The sequence below is a fragment of the Lacticaseibacillus rhamnosus genome (assembly GCF_900636965.1).
GTDB lineage: Bacteria > Bacillota > Bacilli > Lactobacillales > Lactobacillaceae > Lacticaseibacillus > Lacticaseibacillus rhamnosus.
Map to the genome: position 1 here is coordinate 1,209,831 of NZ_LR134331.1, position 21,007 is coordinate 1,230,837.

A 21,007-nucleotide genomic window follows, 5' to 3' on the forward strand; every position below is an offset into this window, starting at 1 on the left:
CGGCCATCACGTCTGAGGCCACTTACACTCCGGTTTCTAACCGCGCCGGCTCGCGCTCACCACAAAAAAAGCCGGCGCTTGGCCGGCCAAAAACATGATTGGTTTTTATGAAAGACTAACTGGTGCCGTTTTCTTCCCGGATCGTTGAAACCCGCTGCTAGCTATGTGGGCCCAGACGCCAAGGACATTAGCCGCTAAGTGAAATAGCAGCACCGTCCATGACTCTTCCGGTCCCAAGGTCTCGATACTGTTCGGTCAACTGATAGTTAAGGAAGCGCGAACACCTTAGAACTTTCACCGTTATAGTAGCACGAGAACGACCATTCGTGCAAGCGAAACCGCTTTCGTTACTTTTTCTTCACCTTTTGGGCTTCGTGTTGCCAGCTTTTAAGTTGTTGTTGACGTTGGGCAAGTGCAGCTTCATAGCGACCCGTTGTCTTGGGCTGATAGTATTGTTTATTTTTGAGGTTATCCGGCAGGTATTGTTGTGCCACCCAGCCGTTGGGATAGTTGTGGGGTAGTTTGTATCCTTGCCCGTGGCCCAATTGTTTGGCCCCGCGATAATGTGCATCGCGTAAGTCATCAGGAATCTGACCAGCTTGTCCACTTTCGACGTCAGCTAGTGCCGCATCGATTGCTTTGATGCCAGAGTTGCTTTTTGGTGCCAGACAAAGATCAATGACGGCATCGGCGAGTGGAATCCGTCCTTCTGGTAGACCCAAGCGTTCCGCACTTTGAATCGCGGTTAGTGTTCGACTGGCCGTGGTTGGGTTGGCTAAACCGATGTCTTCATACGCAATGACTAATAGTCGACGCGTAATGCTATTTAAATCACCGATCGCAATTAAACGTGCCAGATAATGCAACGCGGCATTGACATCAGAACCGCGGATGGATTTTTGAAAAGCCGAGATGATGTCATAATGAGCGTCACCATTTGTATCACCGGAAATGGCTGGTTTTTGAAGGCTTTGCTGAATGGTTGTTAAATCAATTGTGATCGTTCCGTCACTTTTAGCAGGCGTAGAGAGTACCGCGAGCTCAAGACCATTGAGCGCCGCCCGTAAATCACCATTAGTGGTGTGGGTCAGGTAATCGCGTGCTTCTGGCGTTAAATCAACTTGATACTTACCTAGTCCGCGTTTGTTATCTGCAAGGGCGCGGTCAATGGCGGTTGAAATATCGGTTGGGGTTAGTGGCTTGACTTGAAAAATCTGAGTTCTGCTGCGAATGGCCGGTTGGATGTTCATATACGGATTTTCGGTCGTGGCCCCAATGAGAACGATGCGCCCACTTTCTAATAGTGGTAATAGAAAATCCTGCTTGGTTTTGTCCAATCGATGAATTTCATCGAGCAACAGAATCACGGTTCCGCTCATCTTGGCTTCTTCGGCAACAATTTGCAGATCTTTTTTGGTATCGGTAGCGGCATTTAAGATTCGAAACGCATATTTTGTGCTGCCGGCAATGGCACTGGCAATACTCGTCTTACCAGTACCGGGCGGACCATAAAGAATCATAGAACTCAAACGATGCGCACTAACCATGCGGCGAATAATTCGTCCGGGACCAACAAGCTCTTGTTGACCGACAACTTCGTCTAGATTTTGAGGACGCATGCGAAAAGCAAGCGGTTGCTGCAAAAAGATCCCTCCTAAAGAAAGTGAGCGTGAGCAGGAGCGCTTAGCAATCGGAGTGTAAGCGGCCTCAAGCCTAAATGGCCGGGCTTTGGCCATTTAGGCTTGAGGTCCTTACACGTAGATTGCTGCGACTGCGAACGCGTTATAGAAAGTGAGCGTGAGCCGAGTCTACGTCGACGAGCACCTCATGCGGTCACCTGATACATTAAAAAATCATATTTTAAAATTCGGCTGCTTGCAGTTCTAACAGTCAAAAAATGCTGCACCCTTACAAGCATGCTGTTAAACCCGCCGGCTGCGTGTTAATCTAATTTTAAATCATCAATTAAAGGAATGACACATTGTGAATCATTATTGGCAACTGATTCGAAAAGAACATTTGTTTGGCTTGGCCGCTCAGACGCGAATGGGTGTGATTCGAACTGTCAAACCCATTCTGCCGGCAGAAACCAACTTACCGCAGTGGCCGCAACGTAGCCGCCATGCTTTGGTTCAGCCACTTTCTGCTTCAGTGTTGCAAATCGTAACCCCATTACTAGACGATTTTCCTGCCGTTATTGACCAGTTACGGGCTGGGCTAAGTCGAATTTGGACGGCATTACCGGAAGCAGGGCACTTATCGGCTTTTACCGCGGAAAAAGTGAACCAGCAAACGGTCCGGATAGTTTTACCGGAAACACTATTTGAACGGTTGTACACAGCAGAGAATTTTCAGGGCCATGGTCCGGAATATGTTGCCTATCGTAATGAAGTTTATCAGTTGGTAGCAGACGGGTTAACGCGGCAGTTGCCATTGTTGACTTACTTGTTTTCTGCTTCTCCAGCTGACGGTCACCGCGCATTTTGGCCGTCACCGGATCAGGAACGGCAACTGGTTCAAAAAGTGACGGATCCAGACCACTTGGATCGAATTCTTGCGCTGGACGTTGTGGTGGAGCTTGATCCGTACGCTGCTAGCGGGATCACGACCCAAATGCTGACATTCTTGCGTGATAGCTGCTGGTTTGCGCTAAGTCAACCGGCCATTCCGGTTGCCGCGGCAAGTGAAGTACGCCGGCATGCTGTCATGCAGGCGCGGACAATTGCCCAGATGGCACCTGATGCCAAAGTCGCCGAGCTGCCGGCAATGCTGGATGCGATGGCGACATGGTTAAATCATGTTGGCATTGATGCGCAACAAAAACAAGCTTTTGAATTGATGCAGACGCGATTAGTGAAGCCGGAAACGAGCCTTGCCAGTCAAGTTCTTGCAACGTTTCATGACCAAACAGCTGCGGATGAGTCATTGAGTCGGCAAGCACAGGCGGACTTAACCAGTACCAATGAGTTGCCGGGGATGACAGATTTATCGGAAAACACCCAGACATTGTTACAAGCTGCTATGGATGGGGGGTATCAGTTCACGATACTGGATCGTCAACAGAATCTGGTGCAAATTGCCACGGATACCCAGACACAAGTCATTGCAGACGGCGTTGTTACCAACTATACGCCAGCCAATGCCATGATCGTTGCCACCCATCGGCACACAGCCAAACAGTTGCTGGCCGCAGCAGGAATACCAGTTGCACGTGGGGCTAAGTTTACTAAATGGCCGGATGCCAAAGCAGCTTTTGAGCACAGCTTTGCGCATAAAAGTATTGTGGTGAAACCCGAGGCACGCAGCCAAGGCGAAGCGGTTGAGCAGTTTTCGATACCACCGACTGAAAAGCAGTTTGACCGAGCCTTTCATGAAGCCAATCGCCATCATGGGGTGCTCATTGAAATGATGGCACGCGGCACGACCTACCATTTTACCATCATCGGGCAACAAGTGCTCAGCGTTTTGGAAACAGCAGCAGCTAATGTTGTAGGCGATGGGCGCAAAGCCATTAAGGAATTGATCGCCTTGAAAAATGGTCACCGCGCGACTTCCCGGCAATTGCAGCTTGATGCTAGCGCGCGCCGTCAGTTAAAGGCACAAGCGTTGACACCTGAGACTGTGCTTCAACGCGGGCAGCAGGTTTTCTTAACCACTGCCGCGCATCCGCAAACCGGTGGCGATTTGTATGACGTGACGGACGAGATTGATGACAGTTACAAGCAACTGGCGCTAAAAGCTGCCGCCACACTTGATTTGCCGGTAGCAGCTGTCGACATTGTGATTGATAATCTGTATGCACCATATGATCCGGAGGCAGATGGGCAGGCGAACGTAATTAGTGTCAATCCGGTACCGGATCTCGCTGCGCCTTTGCACCTGGACATGGGCGAATCACGCGCACTTGCCCCGGCATTGCTAAACTGGCTGTTTGCTGTGAGATAAGTAAACGAGGTCATATTAAAACCGACCTCAGCGTGGTAAATTTGCTCTAAGGTCGGTTGGGTTACACCGTTCATGATCATGCTTCTGCGCGTTACGGGCACGATGCTGACATTTAGGTGCGGTCACATTCCATTATATTTGTTAAGTTGCGCCAAATGTCTTTAGCGGTTGCTTAAATAAGTCAAAACCACTTTTTCTTAGGCTTTTCTTGCGTGTCATCAAGTGGCGGCAATGTGATGTTAGCCTGATTGATGGCAGTGGCTGCCACAATAAGCAGCCCAGGCGCGGTATCGGCAGTTTGGGCCGTTTCGTTAGCAACCAATGTAAATGGCACATTGGCATCGGTGAGGAGCTTCATGTAAGGACCGGTAATGGCATTATCAAGTTTGCCGTTGAGTAGGGCTTTATAGTTGCGGTCATGGAAATCTTTTAAAAATGGGGCAACCTGATGCTGTCGTTTGGGATCAGCCAGTTCCTGATTGCTGATACATAAAGCGACCCGTTCACGTAACGAGCCCATGTACTTGCGGCGTTCGTCGGGTTTGGTTTGCGGTGGGCCGTATAATGCACTGTTGAGATGTTCCTGCATATTGTCTTCTGCCATGATGAAAAGCCTCCTTATGATTGGTTTGATCAATTAAAGATATAACGATCCCTGGTGAACCGTCTTGTTGTGTGAACGCGAGTCGTAAAGTTGAAACCTGACAACGCGTTACAATATGACCTCATTGTAACATGTTCTAGCGTAAAGAAAGGAATGACGAAAGGGTGTTTACAAGTGACGACTTTGCAGTTTTTGCTGCGCCAACGCTAAGTGCGCGGATGGCCTTGATTCGGCAACAGTTGGATCCGAAGTTTACGCAAGCCGCGCAGAGCATTGTGCCATTGTTGCAGACGCCGAACCAACCAATTTTTGCCCATATTGCCCAACATCGGCGTCGGCATAAGAACCCGCCGCCAAACACCTGGGTAGCCTTTTCCACGAGTCGCCGCGGCTATAAAATGTTGCCGCATCTGGCGTTAGGTTTTTGGGATGATCGCCTGTTTTTGTGGCTGTCCTGTTTGCGCGAAAGTAAACCTGTACCGAATGATTTTTCAGGTATCACTGATGTTATTTCGACATTACCTGACAGTTGGTTACTGGCTAGTGAGCATACATCTAAGGCAACCGTGCCGTTAACCGCTGCGTCATTGGCACAGACGATTGAACGATTTGAGACCGTAAAAAGTGCGGAATTTCTGGTTGGCTGGGTTTATCTGGCAAGCGACCCGCTTTGGCAAATACCTGATAAGCTATGGTTAGACATACAACAGCGGGTGCGAACCTTAGCGCCGGTATTTGCGCGGTTAGTTCAAAATACTGCCGCTGTCCGGTAAGCATAACTACTTGTCATGATTTCGATTCTTGATGTGATTTCAAAAAAAGCTGATAAAAACTTAGCAGTGAAAACATCAGGGTGGTAAAATCACACTGATTAAGAAACGGGTTGTCGGCTTGAACGACTGAAAACTTCGACTTCGGTCATCATAAAGGAGAAAACTATGCCAGATGTACGTTTTCACAGCGTCTTTGATATTATTGGACCGGTTATGGTGGGGCCTAGTAGCTCACATACAGCCGGGGCAGCGCGGATCGGTAAAGTCGTGCGCGATATTTTTGGCGAAACCCCGGAGACGATTACGATTTACCTTTACGAATCATTTGCCAAAACCTATCGCGGTCATGGTACCGATGTGGCGCTAGTAGCAGGGCTGTTGGGGATGGCACCCGATGATCCGCGGTTGCCGGAATCGCTGAAGCTGGCCTATGACCAAGGGATTAAAGTGAGTTTTGTGCCGAAAAGCGATAAGGTTGATCATCCTAACACGGCACATATTGTCTTGCAAGCCGGTGATCACCGGTTAGCGGTCACCGGGGTTTCCATTGGTGGCGGGAATATTCAGATCACGGAAATCAATGGGTTTAAGATATCGTTGAGCATGGGTCAGCCGACTTATATCACCATTCATGACGATGTACCGGGGATGATTGCACAGGTCACCAAGATTTTCTCCGATGCCGGCATTAATATCGGGACAATGACGGTGACCCGCACCGCTAAAGGGGAACAGGCAATTATGATCATTGAAACGGATGATTATCATGATGATATTTTGGCCAAATTGAAATTATTACCGCATATGCGCAATGTCACTTACTTTGAGTGATGACGCGCTAACAACTGGTTACGAACTGGCTAATAAAGGAGCTTATCATGTTTTATACCGTTAAAGAACTTGTAGAACAAAGTCATGCCTTCTCCTCGGTTGCCGAACTCATGGTGCATACGGAAGTCGAAAACTCAACGCGGACTGAAGCACAGATCCGTCATTTAATGAGCCGTAATCTGGAAGTGATGGAACGCTCGGTTAAGGAAGGCATTGCCGGGGTCAAAAGTGTCACCGGGTTAACCGGCGGCGAGGCCAAAAAGCTGAACCATTATATTGCTGATGACCGGTTCATGAGCGGTAAACCGATCATGGAGGCTGTTCGCAATGCAGTGGCAGTTAATGAAGTGAACGCTAAAATGGGGCTGATTTGTGCGACGCCGACTGCGGGATCGGCAGGAGTTCTGGCCGGTGTTTTGTTGGCGATGCGTGATCGCCTGCACCTGACGCATGATCAGCAGCTTGATTTTCTTTTTACCGCTGGGGCGTTTGGCTTGGTCATTGCAAATAATGCCGGGATTGCCGGAGCAGAAGGCGGGTGCCAGGAAGAAGTTGGCTCGGCCAGTGCGATGGCTGCGGCGGCGTTGGTTTGTGCTAATGGCGGCAGTGCCGAACAGGCAGCCACCGCCGTTGCGATTACGTTGCAAAACATGCTGGGGTTGGTTTGTGACCCAGTTGCCGGCTTGGTGGAGGTTCCGTGTGTGAAGCGAAATGCATTGGGAGCAAGTCAAGCCATGATTTCCGCTGACATGGCATTGGCCGGTTGCATCAGTGTGATTCCGGCCGATGAGGTGATTGAAGCGGTTAATCGCGTCGGCATGCAGTTGCCAGCAACATTGCGGGAAACCGGTGAGGGCGGCCTAGCAACGACACCAACTGGCTTACGGCTGAAAGAACAAATCTTCGGCAAAAAGTAATTGTGATTCAATGACGGCACGACAGATTTTTACCCGGCATGAGTTTTATTTAAACGGCGTTACTGGCAACAAGGCATTTGGAAAGGGTCAATCGTGATTAATTTATATATTATTCGACATGGTGAAACAGCAGGCAATGTGCGCCGCTTAATTCAAGGCGTGACGAATTCACACTTGAATGCGCGCGGGCGTAAACAGGCATTTGCTTTAGGTGTTGGTTTGCGCACGAGTGGTTTGAAGGTAGAGCGTATAGTGGCAAGTGATCTCATTCGCGCGCAGGAAACCGCCCAGCAGATCTTATTAGGGATGCAAAAAAAGTTGCCAGTTGAAACTGACAGCGGTCTACGTGAACAAAATGATGGCATTTTTGAAGGCCGTGAACTGGAAGATGTTTCCCAGGAAGTTTTTCAGGTTCCAGATTATCATCAGCTGGTCACCAGTGGCAAAGTGCCGATTGAAGCGATTGCGGACGGGTTTCATGCCGCCGATACCACGAATCAGGCGGAAGACAGTCAACAAGTTATTGCCCGCTATGATTTTGCCTTGCGTCGGATTGTTGCAGCGGCGGAAACAGCCGGCCAGTCCAATGTACTCGTCGTGAGTCACGGCACGGCTAGCTTGTTATGGTTACGTGCACATGGAGGCGTTTTGCCCAATCGTACTGAACTAACCAATGCCAGTGTTAGCAAGGTGACCTACCAAGATGGCCGGTTTAAAGTCGCCTGGTTGGATAATACGAGTTTTCGCGATCAGGGTTTGAAGGAAGCCTGGACCCACGATGCTTGAAAAGAAACGTCTGCTTAGTCACATCATCAAGTAGGCGTTTTTTTTGCGCCTGTGAGTGCTGGTGAACGGAAAATCAAGTCATTTTTTGCGGATACCCTGTTATTTTCGAAAAGATTGTGCACTATCTAAATCGGCCGTGCGCGCGTATACTTAAGGTGAATTTTGAAGTGGAGGCGGTGGATGATGAAGCTGACAGTCGAAGCTTATCTTGCCAAGTTGACCAATTTACTATTAGCGCCAGGCACGCGTGCGTTTGAGCGCCAACAGTTAGTGCGGGCCAAACAGCAGGTGGAAGGCGGCGCTTCTGTCGGGGCGAGCTGGGATCAACTAAAAGCAAGCTTGCGACCCTTGGCGATTCGCGATAACCTGACGCCGGATGTAGCCGATTTTTATCGGGCGCAGACAGGTGATTCTGAAGGTGCGCAAACAACGGATATTAGTGCACATTTTCAGCATGATCTGGCTTATCAGGAGCGGGCCATTTTTGCTGGTGGCTGTTTCTGGTGCATGGTTGAGCCATTTGTTGATCAGCCCGGTATTCAATCAGTCATTTCTGGTTACACAGGTGGGGACGTACCCAATCCGACATATGAGCAAGTCATCAGTGACCAGACTGGCCATGTCGAAGCAGTGGAGATTATTTTCGATACGCGGCGGATTCGCTATCAGGAATTGGTTGACTTGTATTTTCAATTAACGGATCCAACCGATGCATTGGGGCAATTTCAAGATCGCGGTGGTCATTATCGCCCTGTCATTTTCGTTGCCGGACCGAGCCAACGTCAAATTGCTGAAGCTGCTAAAGCTAAGGTGGCGGCTTCCGGGCGTTATGTGCGGCCGATTGTGACGGCCATTGAACCTGCTGCCACTTTCTGGCCTGCAGAAAATTATCATCAGGACTTTTACAAAAAGAATCCGCAACGTTACCAGTTGGTTGAAAAAACCCGCCAGCAATTTCTTAAGTTTCAGCATGCGCAAGGTGATTTGCGGGTGTTGCTGAAACGCCGTAAAGCTAAGTAGCTTGGCCGAGGGGATGATGACATGCAAAAACCTAAACGTCATTGGAGCGAGCGTGATATGCCTAATCTTGCGGGTAAGGTTGCCGTGGTGACCGGCGGAACAAGCGGGGTTGGCCTAGCCATGAGCGCAGCGTTATTGCGACATGGCGCGGCGGTGACGATTGTAGGTAAAAATAAATCCAAAGGCGAGCTGGCGGTTGTGAAGTTAAAGCAACAGACGAAGCGGCAAGCCATTACCTTCATGGCCGCGGATCTTAGTGAGCAACAAGCGGTTAACCGGCTGGCAGATCGCCTTTTGCAGGTGCTGCCGCATTTAGATATTTTGATCAATAATGCCGGGGTTATGATGCCGGCTAAGCGAATCGCGACGGCTGACGGCGTTGAATTGACTTGGGCGGTGAACTATTTTTCCGGATTTATGCTCACGCTGCGGCTGGCGGGATTACTAGAGAAAGCACCGGCAGCTCGGGTGGTCAATGTTGCGTCAATTGCAATGGGCAACCCGCAGCTGACGTTTAACCAGTTTGATGGCCACAACTATCGACCATGGCATTTTTATATCACGTCCAAGTTGGCTCAAGCCATGATGGCGGTCAAACTCAACCAGCTTTTTCAAGCAGCTGGACACTCGGTCATGGTGAATGCGTCCAGCCCGGGACTGGCGGCAACCAGTCTTAAGGTGATTCAATCGAAAGCAACGGCCTGGCCCATGCGACTGGCAGCAGTGAGTTTTCGGGTGCTGCCTTGGATGCGCCAATCCCCGCAGCAAGCAGCCTTACCCGCACTCTATGCCGCAACCGCACCTCGAGCAGAAGGCGGGGTTATTTATGCTCCGGCATTATGGCACGGTCTGCGCGGGTATCCCGGCTTATCGGCATGGAATCAGCGACCGGAACTTCATGATCAAGCTTTGTTGGACCGTCTTTATCGTGCTTCACGCCAGGTGACAGGTATTTAGCCTGTACTCGAAATGTTCACGCAGATGTTGGGGCTGGGTTTTTTTCAACAATTCTGATTTGACCGCTATGAAAAGGGTTTCTTAATATTAGCACATGTTGTGGTGATCGCTCCTATTACCACCGATATATTGTATATTCAAGACTTACATTTCAGATTTTCTTGCGGCATAATAAAAACGGTTGTTGTCGTACAACGAAAACTGAAACTTAAGGGAGTCTTGTTTTGTGCAAACGTCTGGGAATTATTTTAGTTGGTTGCTGCATCAGTTAAAAGGATGGCCGCAACAGAATTATTATTTATTTTGGTTTGCCTTTGGGTGTCAGCTGATGACGTTGGTGGATGCAAAAATTACTGCTGTTACCGTTATTACCTTTATTGGCACAACCTTAGGGGTACTTTGTGTGCTGGCAATTAACGCGACCAAGGCTGTCAATGGCTGGCTTGGGTTGCTGAGTGCGGCCTGCTTTATTTTTGTTGGTTATACCGCTCGTAATTACCTTTCCATGTTCGAACAGATTGCTTACGTGGTTACCTTGGATCTGCCGGTGTTAATTAGTGTGCGGACTTGGAATGATGATACCAAGAACCATCTGAAGACTTTCAACTTGCAGAAATGGGTGTTGTCTATTGGCTTCACCTTGGTGGTTTGGGCAGTCAGTGCGTACTTAATCGGTCAATTCACAAATGATCCTCGCCCAGTTTATGATGGTATGGCATTTGCAATTTCGTTAACAGGTGGCATTGTTTGCTTCTTGCGGTACAACAATCAATATTTCTGGTGGTTGTTCAGCGGGATTGCACAACTTATTTTATGGGCAGTCACCTTTGCGCAAGGCGATGCGAGCTTGGCAATGGCGATCAACTCCAGCATTTATGTCATCAATGATATCCTTGCGTTCACTGTGAGTCCTTGGTTCAATCGTGGGCGTAAGCAACTTGGTTTAAAGACACTTTAAATAGCACTTTTGCTATTGATGTGGTAATGTTTTAATTTGTTATAACCTAATTAAGCTAATTAAGGAGCGAGATTTGTGATCTACATTCTGGGCAGTATTGGTGCAGGAAAAACGTCTTTGACAAAAGTTTTGTCAGCGGATATGGAAGCACCTGCGTATTATGAAGATGTTGAAGGTAACGGGATGATTGCCAATATGCTGCAGAAGTTCTATGGTGCCGGCGCTGACAGTCGTAAACGAACTGGGGCCATGTTGCAGATTGCATTTTTGACCTTCCGTTATCAGCAATTGAAAAAAGCCGTGACGCAGGAAAATGCGATTATGGACTCATCACTGGAATCGGACTTTGTGATGGCGTCACAACTGCATAAACATGGCGAAATCGATGACATTGATTACAACGTCTATGTCACGTTGTCTCAGGAAATGCAAAGTAACGTCAATGGCAGTCCATGGAACGGGTTGCCGGATTTAGCCGTTTATCTCAAAATCGATCCGGATCATGAACTCGATGAAATTCAAAGTCGCGGTCGGGATATGGAAGACATTCGCCAAAAGCCGGAATTGGTCGCATATTATCAGCGCGTCAATGCTGCCTATCAAGATTGGGCAAAAGGTTACACGCGCTCATCCATGATTACCATTGACCGTGATCGGTATGATTTCATGCATTCCGCAGCGGATCGGGCGACAGTGCTTGATCAGATCGAGTCTAAGCTAGTTGATCTAGGCAAGCTATCACCCCAGACTTTTGAGGCGTTACAAGCCAAACATGCAGCCGGTCCAATTTCGAAGTTTGCATAATTTTGATGGTTGCCACCAAAAAGGTTCCAAGTAGCTATCCTGATTGGCAGGATCGTTAACTTAGAACCTTTTTGTTTGGCGCTCATCACCAGAATTCAAAAACAGGGTACTGAAATTGCACGGGGAAAGCTACAGAGGTACGTTTTAAGGTTTGGCAATCATTACCGCGTGTCTATGCTATGATTAAATAAAAATAGGAGTAGGCGTCATCCATGGCGTTTTGGCTTAGATGTGGTGAACTATTGAAGGAGGAAACCATTCGTGACGATTTATGATCAGCATATGCATACACTGTATTCATTTGATTCTGAAGCCCAGTTGCGGGATTATTTAGCGCAGACTCAGGCGCCTGTTGTCACCACTGAGCATCTTGAATTTGATAATCCTGATGATGGCGGGCGTGATGATCTGCCGGATTATGCCGGGATGAAACGAACACAAGCCGCTCTTGCTAGTCACTATCAAAACGAAATGTTACTTGGGATAGAGGCAGGCTACTTTGCGCCGGCAGAGGAACGATTACGCGATTATCTGGCCAATCACGACTTTGATTTGACGCTGTTGAGTTTTCATCATGACGGGCAGCATGATTACCTAGATGCGCAGCTGGCTGGATTACCGGCAAAACAGCAATTGGAAGATTACTTTACGCGGATGCTGGCTGGACTCAAACAGTTTCACGATGCGGATGTTCTCGCTCATTTTGATTATGGCTTGCGGCTCTTTGATATCACACCGGAGCAGTTGGAAGCATGGGGAAAGCCACTGCTGGATCAGATCTTTGCCATTGCAGTCGCGCATGATCTTGCATTGGAGTTAAACACCAAGTCGATGTATCGCTGGCAGAATGCGCCTTTGTATGACCAAGCCATCTCATGGTATCAGCAGGCAGGTGGCCATTTGTTCACGATTGGCAGTGATGCGCATGAAGGTCCGCATTATGAAGCCAACTTTAACCAGGCACTGGCCATGTTAAAGCGGCACGGCGTCAAAGAAATTGCAACTTATCGCCGCCATCATCGGACAATGGTGCCAATTGAGCCGCCTGTGGTTGATGCAGATAATGTTTATTGAAGGTTAACGCACTAAAAAGCCGTTTCCGCAGATGATGAGCGGAAACGGCTTTTGTTTACTTCAAATAAGCATAGACAAAGTTGAAACTGTTACCCGGGCTGGTTTTTAGATCGTGCATTTTTGGATTAACCATCCGCGCGGCAACGAGTTGATAAAGCGGAATCGCACCGGCTTGATTGACAAGTAGTTGTTCGGCTTGCGTCATGTCTTTAAACCGCGCCGTTGGATTGTTGGCATCAGCACCATTGGCCTTGGCCATGAGCTGGTCGTAATCGCTATTTTGCCATTGACCGTGGTTGTACTCACTGGTGCTGGTGAACAGATCCAGATACGTATTCGGATCAGGGTAATCTGCGCCCCAAGTACTTAACACCATGTCAAAATCACGCGTCGATGCCCGCTGTTGGCGATTCTTGGCCGGCACGCTGGCAATACTGATCTTCAAGCCAGGCAGATTTTCCTGAAGTGTTCCTTGAAGATACTCCTGGGTCGCCTTGACTGCATCAACGTCATCACCGAGAAGCTCAACATTAACATTCTTAATGCCGAGTTCCTTAAGCCCTTGATTCCAGAGCGTTTGGGCCTTTTTCTTGTTATATGTGGTGATTGTTTTTGTGCCCTTACCAACCGCAGTGGCAAAATCGGTTGAGCTGTCAGGCAATTGACTCAAGTCGGCCGGGGTGATGCCGCGTGCAACGATTGAGCCGTCAGCAAGAACGTTTTTAACAAAAGAATCGCGATTAATGGCCATTGAAATTGCCTGTCGGATCTTCGTGTTCTTAAACGCGGGCACTTTGTTTTCGTTTAGTTCCAGGAAATACGTGCGGGCGCGTTTGGTGGCGACATAACCGGTTTTACCTTTTTGTTGTGCGGCAAGTTGGCCGGTTAACGTGGCATCATCCAGTTTGCCAGTGTGGTAAAGGTCGAGTGCCGTATTGGTGTCTTTGACCACTTGAACATCGATTTGAGTCAGGTGAACATTCTTTTGATTCCAATAGCGGTTGTTTTTAACCTCGGTCCACTTGTCGCCGGTACCGGTCCAACCTTTGGATTTAAAGGCACCGTTTGAAAGGGTGTATTCGGACTTGGTGCCATATTTGTTGCCCCATTCCTGCACTTTTTTAGCGGGTTGCGGGAAGAATGCGACATTGTTTAGCAGGCTGTTGAAATAGGGAATCGGATGTTCCAACGTGACTTCCAGCGTCTTGCTGTTGATTGCTTTGACGCCAAGGGTCGCGGCCGGTTTTTTACCAGCGCGGATGTCGTCAGCATTCTTGATCCCGGAATACATATTGGCCTGGGATGACTTAGTGGCCGGGTTGACCGTCCGCTGCCAGGCGAAAACGAAATCCTGTGCCGTGACCGGGGTGCCGTCACTCCACTTAGCATCGCGTAACGTAAAAGTATAAGTAAGCCCATTGTTAGTTGGCTTCACAATCTTGGTTGCCATTGCCGGCTGTAGTTTATGACCGTAATACTTGTACAGGCCATTCATGGTATCAATAATCGCCTGACCGGAAACGCCTTCCGATGCCTTACTTGGATCAAGCGTTTGCAACACATCTGATTCCATGCGGTGCCAGACCTGTTGTTTGCTCGAATTGGGACTCGATTGTTTGCCTTGCTGACCGCATGCAGCTAGAACAATTGTGAGTGTTACCGTGAGCATAACGAGCCATTTATGTTGTGTTTTCAAGTCTTGCCCCTCCAGTTAATAGACTGTTAATAGAATAACAATCTCCTTACAAAAAGCAAGCGTTTTAGCTCGAAAAAACCTCGTATTCAGCTATTCTGAAGTGGGTCTCGGATAAGGAGTATCGCGGGATTTAGTGTGCTGGCAGCTTATCAGTCCGAAATGTCAATTTAACGGTGAATGAGTCGTCATGGGCCTCAAGCTTCATTTTTCCGCCAAGTGTGGTCGTCAGCGATTGGACGATGCTTAAACCCAAGCCGACACTTTGCGTGGTGCGCGCCGCATCGGTGGTGTAGAAGCGATCGACTAATTGATCGACGTGCGAAACCGGTTGTGCCGTGTCATTTGAGAAGGTCATGACCAAGTGATGGTTATCTTGGCGGGCAAAAGAAAGCTTGGCCTGACTTTTGGCGTATTTAAGCCAATTGCCAATTAAATTCTGAATGATCCGGCGCATGAGGGTTTCATCGGTTTCGAGCATTAATTGATCGGTGATGGCAGGTGTCACTTTTAATCCGCTGGCGGTGAGTTGGTCATAGTAATCAAAGAGTTCGTTTTTAAGTAATTCCGAAACGTTAACAGATTGATGGTTCAAACTGCGGGTCTTTTCCTGAATCAGGTTGAAGTCCATCAGATAATGCAGGTAGTAGTTGACTGAACGCAGGTTGTTGGCAATCCGGGCGAGGGAAGGCTTGGGATCGGCTTCAGGCTGACGGTCAAGTAGTTGAACATAACCGGTTGCCACTGTGAGCGGGGTCTTGATATCGTGCGTCAGATCCATGAGCATTTGGTGAATCTTTTTTTCCTGTTCAACTTGTTCGATTTGAAGTTGATGCATCGTATTGAGATTTTGATTGATGCCCGCGCTAAGTTTGCGAATCAAAGGTAGGTTCGTGTTACTTGTGATCCCTGCATTGGTGTTATGGTGATTAATATAATCAAGATCACGGCTGATGCGATGAACATCGGTTATCACCAGTAATAGCAAGGCAAAGAGTACTAGACAGATCACGATAAGTAAAATAAGGAAGCCAAGCATAATGATTTCTCCTTGCTAAATCAAACGTACACCGATGCCCCAGATTGAAATGATGTATTTGGGATCATGGGCAAGTTCATTGATTTTTGTCCGTAAGTTGCTGATGTGAACGTTTAGGGTATTGTCGGCATTTAAAAACGGCTCACCCCATACATGTTCATAAAGTTGGCTTTTATCAAAGACTTGATGGGGATCACGCATCATTAACGCCAACATGTCATATTCTTTTTTAGGCAGCGTTAGGGTTTGCTGATTAACGGTCACCACATGACGCTTAGGGTCTAATTGAATTTCGCCGACTTTTAGTTGATCGTTCGTCATTAACGGTTGGCCGCTGACTTGGCGCAGTTGGACTTGAATGCGTGCTAGTAATTCGTCAATGTCGAACGGTTTGGTCAAATAATCGTTTGCGCCTTGCTGCAACAGGGCAACGGTTTTGGCTTTTTCCTGAATCGCCGTTAACACCAGCACGGGAACTTGGGATGTTTTACGAATGGTTGTTAAAACACTTTCACCGGTCACGTTGGGCAGCATTAAATCGAGAATGATCAAGTCCGGTTGTTCTCGATGAAAGGCCGTTAAAGCCTGAATGCCGTCATAAGCCTGGATGACCGTATAAGTCGGGGTTAGCACATCTTTTAATAAGGCCTGGATATCCTGATGATCTTCAACAATTAATATCTTCGCCATCAGCGTCACTCCTTTCCTCCAATGATAGTGTAAGCTATTAATGCACCTTTTCACAATTTAGGTTTAATTAAGGATTGATTATGCTGGTAATTAAGGAATGATCGCTATGCTGGTTTTGTAAAGCAAAATAATGGAGGTAAGGACGATGGATGAACCGGTTTTAACGATTGATCAGGTCAGTAAACAATTCGGTCATTTTCAGGCACTGGATCAAGTGAGTTTTACGGTTGAACGTGGTGATATTTATGGCTTAATTGGCGAAAACGGGGCAGGAAAAACGACCTTGATGCGGCTGATTACCGGCTTATCCCCAATGCAGGCAGGCACGATTACACTGCTGGGCGAGCGGGCCGGACATTACCAGCGCGCTTTGAGTCGAGTAGGGGCGATTATTGAAAGCCCGGCAGCGTTTGAAAAATTAACGGTCACTCAGAACTTGCGACTTTGCGCCATTCAGCATGGCATCAATGATCAACAGGTCATTGCAGAGACAATTGATTTTGTGGGGCTTCGGGAAAAGCGAACCACTAGAGTTAAGCACCTTTCACTTGGGCAGCGACAACGTTTGGGGTTAGCATTAGCGATTTTGCCACGGCCGGATTTTTTGATTTTAGATGAGCCGATCAACGGTTTGGATCCGGCCGGGATTATGGAATTTCGACGATTACTTAAGTTATTAAATGAAGAACGTAAGACGACGATTTTGATTTCGAGCCATATTTTGAGTGAACTTTATCAAGTATCCACTCGATTTGGCATCATTCACCATGGTCAAATGATCAAGCAATTAAGCAAGGCGGAATTGGATCAGGCTAATCAATCAGGACTGGCCATTACCGTTGACCGGGCGACGGTGGCCGCACAGGTATTGGATCAGCACGGTTATCAGCCGTTTGATGTACTTGACGACCAGCATCTGTTATTACGCCAAAAAGATGTCGATGCGGCCGCGGTCAATCAATTACTGGTGACCAGTGGGGTGAGTGTTCAAGACGTCAGCCACCAAGCCGGTTCACTGGAGCAATTTTACATGCGCTTGCTAGGGCAGACTGAAAAACAGGAGGGACAGGCATGATGAATCAAATTCGCGCCGATTTCTATCGCCAACGCCGTACACTAGGCATGTATGTCATCGTTCTTATCACCATCGCCTATGCTGTTTGGTCTGTTACAAGCAAGAATGTCGGCGGTGTGACAGTACATGGGGATGACAATCTTATTGCTCAAATTGCTGCAAAAACGTGGACGGTTCAGTTTGGCGTGCAGGCCGCCAATATGACGGACACGCTCTTACTTTATTTCTTTATCGGGGTCTTTGTGATTGTTTTTGGCTATGAGTTTAGCCAAAAGGTTTACAAGAACACGCTGATTTCAGGGATTTCACGCCTCCAATTTGTTCTGGCGAAATACTTAGTGATGTTGCTCGACTTACTTATCTTATTTACCGTTAACTTTGGCATTGCGCTGCTTGGCGGTTTAGCGAAGGGCCGCGCATTAGGTGCCAGCTGGCCAAGTGTTTTGAATACCATGAGCTTAAGTATTGTAGCAGCCACCTTTTTCCTGAGTGTCATCTTTAGTCTGGGTGTCTTTTTATTAATCGCGACTGGCTCGATGACAATTGCCACGATTGTCGTGGTTATTTTCCCGATTCTCGTAGGGGTGATCCATCTAATTGGAGAGTGGTCTTGGTTGAAGTATATTGATTTCTTGGCAGTTTCCCAGAACTTGGGCGTTGGTAGCATGGAAATGAGCGAGTTGCCGCCGTATATTGCAGTTAGCCTCGGATTTTTGATTGTGATGATCGGATCGTCAGCATGGCTTTTGCAGAAAAAAGAGTTATAACCTGAGTCACTTTCAATCATAGCTTGAATAAACAACCAGCAGATAACGTCTCCTCAGTCGGCGCATCTGCTGGTTGTTTGCGTTAATCTTCAAGTGGCGGGTGACGGGTTTTGTTGCTGAAAGATTGTCAGAAACTTTTGCGCGGTTCGCGACATGGGTGCATGGCGGGTCCAGATCAACGTCATACGGGTCGTGAGCTTAGGCGAAAATGGGATAAATGATAAGGCCATTTCCCGGTTATCGAGTAAATGATCAAGGCCCACAGTGTAACCTAAGCCAAGGTTTGTCAGTATTCCGGCATTGTAGGCTAAATTGAAGCGGGCAACGATTTGCGCGGGATCAAAATTCGGACCGGCCCATTTTTCAAACAAGGTGACAACTGGTTGTCGTTCTGAAATGATGAGTGGTTGATGGCGGATCATTTTTGGCGTGACAGCCGCGAATTTAGCCAACGGATCGGTTTTAGGAACCACCAATCCCCAGATGTTTTCACCGGTAATCGGGGTATAGGCATATTTATAAGTATCGGCCGGATCGATCACAACGCCAAAGTCGAGTAAGCCATGGTCAAGTTGTTCGGTGATCTCGGCCGCATTACCACTGTAGATTTTTAATTTAACATCAGGAAATGTGGTCACCAAGGTCTTGGCCGCGTGCAGAACACTGCGATTAAGCCTGGATTCACCCAAACCAATGGCTAAGCTGCCGTTAATGGCTTGGTCATCGGTCATATCGGTGATAGCAGCGTCTGTCAGGTTAAGGATTTGGCGTGCCCGGTTGACGAGATAAGTGCCATTAGCAGTTAAGCTGATCGCCCGATTTTTCCGATTAAAAAGTTTGGTGCCAAGTTCACGCTCTAGTTCCTGCATTTGGCGCGACAAGGCAGGTTGGGAAATGTGAATCTTATTGGCAGCAGCCGTGATCGTGCCTGCGTCGGCAATTGCTACCAGATAACGTAACGTGCGTAATTCCAAGGTCAAGGCTCCTAATCATGATAAAAATGCATAATGATATATGCTATATAAGTATTATACATTTTTCGATCGCTGACGCATAATGAACTCAATGACGAAAGAAGGTAGATCTTGTGACCAAAGAGAATGATCATGCGGGTCTTTTCGGACTAGGCCAAGCTAACACCGCTTATCAACAATATTTTAAAGGCCAGAGCTATTTGCATTCACTTGTAGGCGCGGAAAATGAAATTGATGTCCATGTCGCCAATGTGACGTTTGAACCTGGGTGCCGCAATAACTGGCACATTCATCATCACGGATTTCAAATCTTGTTGGTAACAAGTGGTGAAGGCTGGTACCAAGAAGCAGGCAAGCCGGCGCAAAAGTTACGTCCAGGCGATGTTGTCACGATTCACGAAGGTATCAAACATTGGCACGGGGCCACAAAAGATCATTGGATGAGCCATATTGCAATTACAAAGGGAACTAGCGAATGGCTTGAACCTGTCAGTGATGAAGCATATGCAGCATTAACGGAGGTTGAGTAATTAATGAAGAAACAAACAGCAGGAAGAAAACAGTTAGGCGATTTTGCCCCGCAATTCGCCGCACTAAATGATGATGTCTTGTTCGGCGAAGTCTGGGCCAAAGAAAACGAGTTGTCGGCGCGTGATCGCAGTTTGATCACCATTGCCTGTCTTATGACGAGCGGCGATTTCCCCCAGTTAAAAGCACACCTGAAAATGGGTAAGGATCATGGCTTGACAAAAGAGGAAGTCGTTGCAACCATCACGCATTTGGCATTTTATGCAGGGTGGCCCAAGGCGTGGTCGGCAATGGGTTTGGCTAAAGAAGTGTACGGCAAATGAGCGGATGCGGCACCATTTGAGTATTTAGGAAGTGTTGTGTGTGAAGGGCAAATCGCACCGTTTGGCAATGTGGTCACTGGTCATCGGATGCAAGAGGTTGCCGATTTTATCAAGGGTTATAACGCTGCTAAAGTAGAATTAACTGAACATATGAAAGATTAATATTGAGCGCCTGTGGGGATTGTCAAAGTAAGTTGATGATCTAACCACGGGCTTTTTATTTTAACCGAATATGCGTTTTTAGATGATGACCGAGTCAACTCTGAAAAGTATCAATCACCGTTGTACGGTTACGCCCACGATAAGCAACTTGCCGTCCTCGGTGAAAAACCGGCATGAGAATTAATTTAGACTAATGTATACTTAAGAAGTAACTGACACAAGATGGTAAGTCAACAAAGGGACAGGTGGCATGGTGTTAAAAGCGGATTTTTTTGATCATTATCACTACAAGACCGAGTTGGCTGCACTTTGCCGTGAGTATCATTTGACTGCTTCCGGTACCAAAGCGGAATTGAATTAGCGGCTAAGGGCGGTAATGTTAGGTGAGCCTCCTGAAACCCCAACGCGAACGAGCGGGCCGACAGCCAAGGTTAATCTTGGTGCGATCACGCTCACGACGCCACTTGCCGGATCGGGTTTCGCGTTTAACGCGGCCGCACGTCGCTTTTTTGCGGCGTATTTTAAGACATCTAAGTTTGCGTTCACCAAGCCAATGGCAGTTGTCAAACGGCAAGCCGAGTCGCGGCCTGAGTTAGGATTGACGGTGGCCGATCTAGTTGCGGTTTATCAAGCGACGCAAACACCATCGGCGCGCAAACAGTTTCTTGCCCATAATGTCGAGGAACAGACTTACGAGTGGAATCGATTTGTACGCGACTTCTTTGCTGATCATGCTACTGTTGTCTTTAGTTCTCGATTAAAAGTTGCAGCAATTCTCTGGAAAAACGTCAAAAGATCAATGACTCCCAAGCGTTGTACACATCAGTTATTGAGCCGATATCGTGAGGAAATCGCACGATATAAATTATAATTTGCGAGTCCTTTTCCGGAAGGGACACTCAATATGCGGTGAAATACCACGATAGCTTTTCATGACCTCTTTGATTTTCATTTTATTTTAGTTGAATATTCAGTATAATCAAAGCCAAGTAAGCGTACCACTTTACAAATGCTATGATCAAAAGTCTTTGAACAAAGCAATTACTTTTGAGTCTTTATTACTTTATTTATAATGACTGGAGGATGA

At 47.6% G+C, this 21,007-nt stretch carries 21 protein-coding genes and 1 pseudogene; 16 read left to right on the forward strand and 6 right to left on the reverse strand.

The genetic code is table 11. The features are described from left to right. Positions 1-347 precede the first annotated feature (347 nt). Positions 348-1,643 carry a replication-associated recombination protein A gene (locus EL173_RS06345; RefSeq protein ID WP_014571286.1) on the reverse strand — a complete coding sequence of 432 codons (1,296 nt, stop codon included), beginning with the start codon at positions 1,641-1,643 and terminating at the stop codon, positions 348-350. Positions 1,644-1,980: 337 nt separating this feature from the next. On the opposite strand from EL173_RS06345, the gene EL173_RS06350 reads away from it, so the two are divergent. Continuing rightward, complete coding sequence (locus EL173_RS06350) at positions 1,981-3,945, forward strand: hypothetical protein (protein WP_029778431.1); 1,965 nt, start codon at positions 1,981-1,983, stop codon at positions 3,943-3,945. A 181-nt stretch (positions 3,946-4,126) separates the two neighbouring features. Here the strand turns inward: EL173_RS06350 and EL173_RS06355 are convergent, their stop codons facing one another. Continuing rightward, on the reverse strand, positions 4,127-4,549 hold the full coding sequence (locus EL173_RS06355; protein WP_005689047.1) for a YueI family protein: 423 nt from the start codon (positions 4,547-4,549) through the stop codon (positions 4,127-4,129). Positions 4,550-4,713: 164 nt separating this feature from the next. Here EL173_RS06355 and EL173_RS06360 point away from each other — a divergent pair, with 164 nt between their 5' ends. The 9 genes from EL173_RS06360 (at position 4,714) to EL173_RS06400 (ending at position 12,669) form a co-directional block, all read left to right on the forward strand. Then, positions 4,714-5,322, forward strand: a complete 609-nt coding sequence (locus EL173_RS06360; protein WP_005689048.1) for a DUF1054 family protein — start codon at positions 4,714-4,716, stop codon at positions 5,320-5,322. A gap of 165 nt (positions 5,323-5,487) precedes the next feature. Then, positions 5,488-6,153, forward strand: coding sequence for an L-serine ammonia-lyase, iron-sulfur-dependent subunit beta (sdaAB, locus tag EL173_RS06365; RefSeq protein ID WP_005689050.1), 666 nt, complete (start codon positions 5,488-5,490; stop codon positions 6,151-6,153). Positions 6,154-6,200: 47 nt separating this feature from the next. After that, positions 6,201-7,070: an L-serine ammonia-lyase, iron-sulfur-dependent, subunit alpha gene (gene sdaAA, locus EL173_RS06370; protein ID WP_005684865.1), complete on the forward strand. Its 870-nt coding sequence runs from the start codon at positions 6,201-6,203 to the stop codon at positions 7,068-7,070. A gap of 93 nt (positions 7,071-7,163) precedes the next feature. Continuing rightward, on the forward strand, positions 7,164-7,856 hold the full coding sequence (locus EL173_RS06375; RefSeq protein WP_005689052.1) for a histidine phosphatase family protein: 693 nt from the start codon (positions 7,164-7,166) through the stop codon (positions 7,854-7,856). Between the two features lie 180 nt (positions 7,857-8,036). Further along, the gene (msrA, locus tag EL173_RS06380) at positions 8,037-8,876 is read left to right on the forward strand and encodes a peptide-methionine (S)-S-oxide reductase MsrA (protein WP_005689054.1); all 840 of its coding nucleotides are present in this window, start codon (positions 8,037-8,039) and stop codon (positions 8,874-8,876) included. 21 nt (positions 8,877-8,897) lie between these two features. Next, on the forward strand, positions 8,898-9,833 hold the full coding sequence (locus tag EL173_RS06385) for an SDR family NAD(P)-dependent oxidoreductase (protein ID WP_005689055.1): 936 nt from the start codon (positions 8,898-8,900) through the stop codon (positions 9,831-9,833). A 226-nt stretch (positions 9,834-10,059) separates the two neighbouring features. Beyond that, entirely contained in the window at positions 10,060-10,791 is a 732-nt protein-coding gene (gene pnuC, locus EL173_RS06390; RefSeq protein WP_005689057.1) for a nicotinamide riboside transporter PnuC, read from the forward strand. Between the two features lie 75 nt (positions 10,792-10,866). Beyond that, a complete protein-coding gene (locus EL173_RS06395; protein ID WP_005689059.1) occupies positions 10,867-11,595 on the forward strand; it encodes a deoxynucleoside kinase in 729 nt (242 codons plus the stop codon). 261 nt (positions 11,596-11,856) lie between these two features. Further along, positions 11,857-12,669, forward strand: a complete 813-nt coding sequence (locus EL173_RS06400) for a PHP domain-containing protein (RefSeq protein ID WP_014571289.1) — start codon at positions 11,857-11,859, stop codon at positions 12,667-12,669. A 55-nt stretch (positions 12,670-12,724) separates the two neighbouring features. On the opposite strand, the gene EL173_RS06405 is transcribed toward EL173_RS06400, so the two are convergent. From EL173_RS06405 to EL173_RS06415, 3 genes are all read right to left on the reverse strand, one after another. Beyond that, complete coding sequence (locus EL173_RS06405) at positions 12,725-14,365, reverse strand: peptide ABC transporter substrate-binding protein (protein WP_019728296.1); 1,641 nt, start codon at positions 14,363-14,365, stop codon at positions 12,725-12,727. Positions 14,366-14,495: 130 nt separating this feature from the next. Then, the gene (locus tag EL173_RS06410) at positions 14,496-15,401 is read right to left on the reverse strand and encodes a sensor histidine kinase (protein ID WP_005689065.1); all 906 of its coding nucleotides are present in this window, start codon (positions 15,399-15,401) and stop codon (positions 14,496-14,498) included. A 15-nt stretch (positions 15,402-15,416) separates the two neighbouring features. Next, positions 15,417-16,091, reverse strand: a complete 675-nt coding sequence (locus tag EL173_RS06415) for a response regulator transcription factor (RefSeq protein ID WP_014571290.1) — start codon at positions 16,089-16,091, stop codon at positions 15,417-15,419. Between the two features lie 145 nt (positions 16,092-16,236). On the opposite strand from EL173_RS06415, the gene EL173_RS06420 reads away from it, so the two are divergent. Together EL173_RS06420 and EL173_RS06425 are read left to right on the forward strand one after the other, a co-directional pair. Further along, a complete protein-coding gene (locus EL173_RS06420) occupies positions 16,237-17,166 on the forward strand; it encodes an ABC transporter ATP-binding protein (RefSeq protein WP_014571291.1) in 930 nt (309 codons plus the stop codon). Next, positions 17,163-17,933 carry an ABC transporter permease gene (locus tag EL173_RS06425; protein WP_005689070.1) on the forward strand — a complete coding sequence of 257 codons (771 nt, stop codon included), beginning with the start codon at positions 17,163-17,165 and terminating at the stop codon, positions 17,931-17,933. Before EL173_RS06420 ends, EL173_RS06425 begins: the two co-directional genes overlap by 4 nt. An 89-nt stretch (positions 17,934-18,022) precedes the next feature. On the opposite strand, the gene EL173_RS06430 is transcribed toward EL173_RS06425, so the two are convergent. Next, entirely contained in the window at positions 18,023-18,907 is an 885-nt protein-coding gene (locus EL173_RS06430) for a LysR family transcriptional regulator (protein WP_005689071.1), read from the reverse strand. Positions 18,908-19,020: 113 nt separating this feature from the next. Here EL173_RS06430 and EL173_RS06435 point away from each other — a divergent pair, with 113 nt between their 5' ends. From EL173_RS06435 to EL173_RS06445, 4 genes and pseudogenes are all read left to right on the forward strand, one after another. Further along, positions 19,021-19,437 (forward strand): cupin domain-containing protein, encoded by a 417-nt coding sequence (locus EL173_RS06435; RefSeq protein WP_005689072.1) that lies wholly within the window; start codon positions 19,021-19,023, stop codon positions 19,435-19,437. A 3-nt stretch (positions 19,438-19,440) separates the two neighbouring features. Further along, positions 19,441-19,758, forward strand: a complete 318-nt coding sequence (locus EL173_RS06440) for a carboxymuconolactone decarboxylase family protein (protein ID WP_005689073.1) — start codon at positions 19,441-19,443, stop codon at positions 19,756-19,758. A 36-nt stretch (positions 19,759-19,794) separates the two neighbouring features. Further along, positions 19,795-19,920: a hypothetical protein gene (locus tag EL173_RS15345; RefSeq protein WP_005689074.1), complete on the forward strand. Its 126-nt coding sequence runs from the start codon at positions 19,795-19,797 to the stop codon at positions 19,918-19,920. A gap of 250 nt (positions 19,921-20,170) precedes the next feature. Further along, positions 20,171-20,791, forward strand: a pseudogene (locus EL173_RS06445) (SAP domain-containing protein). Positions 20,792-21,007: the final 216 nt, after the last annotated feature.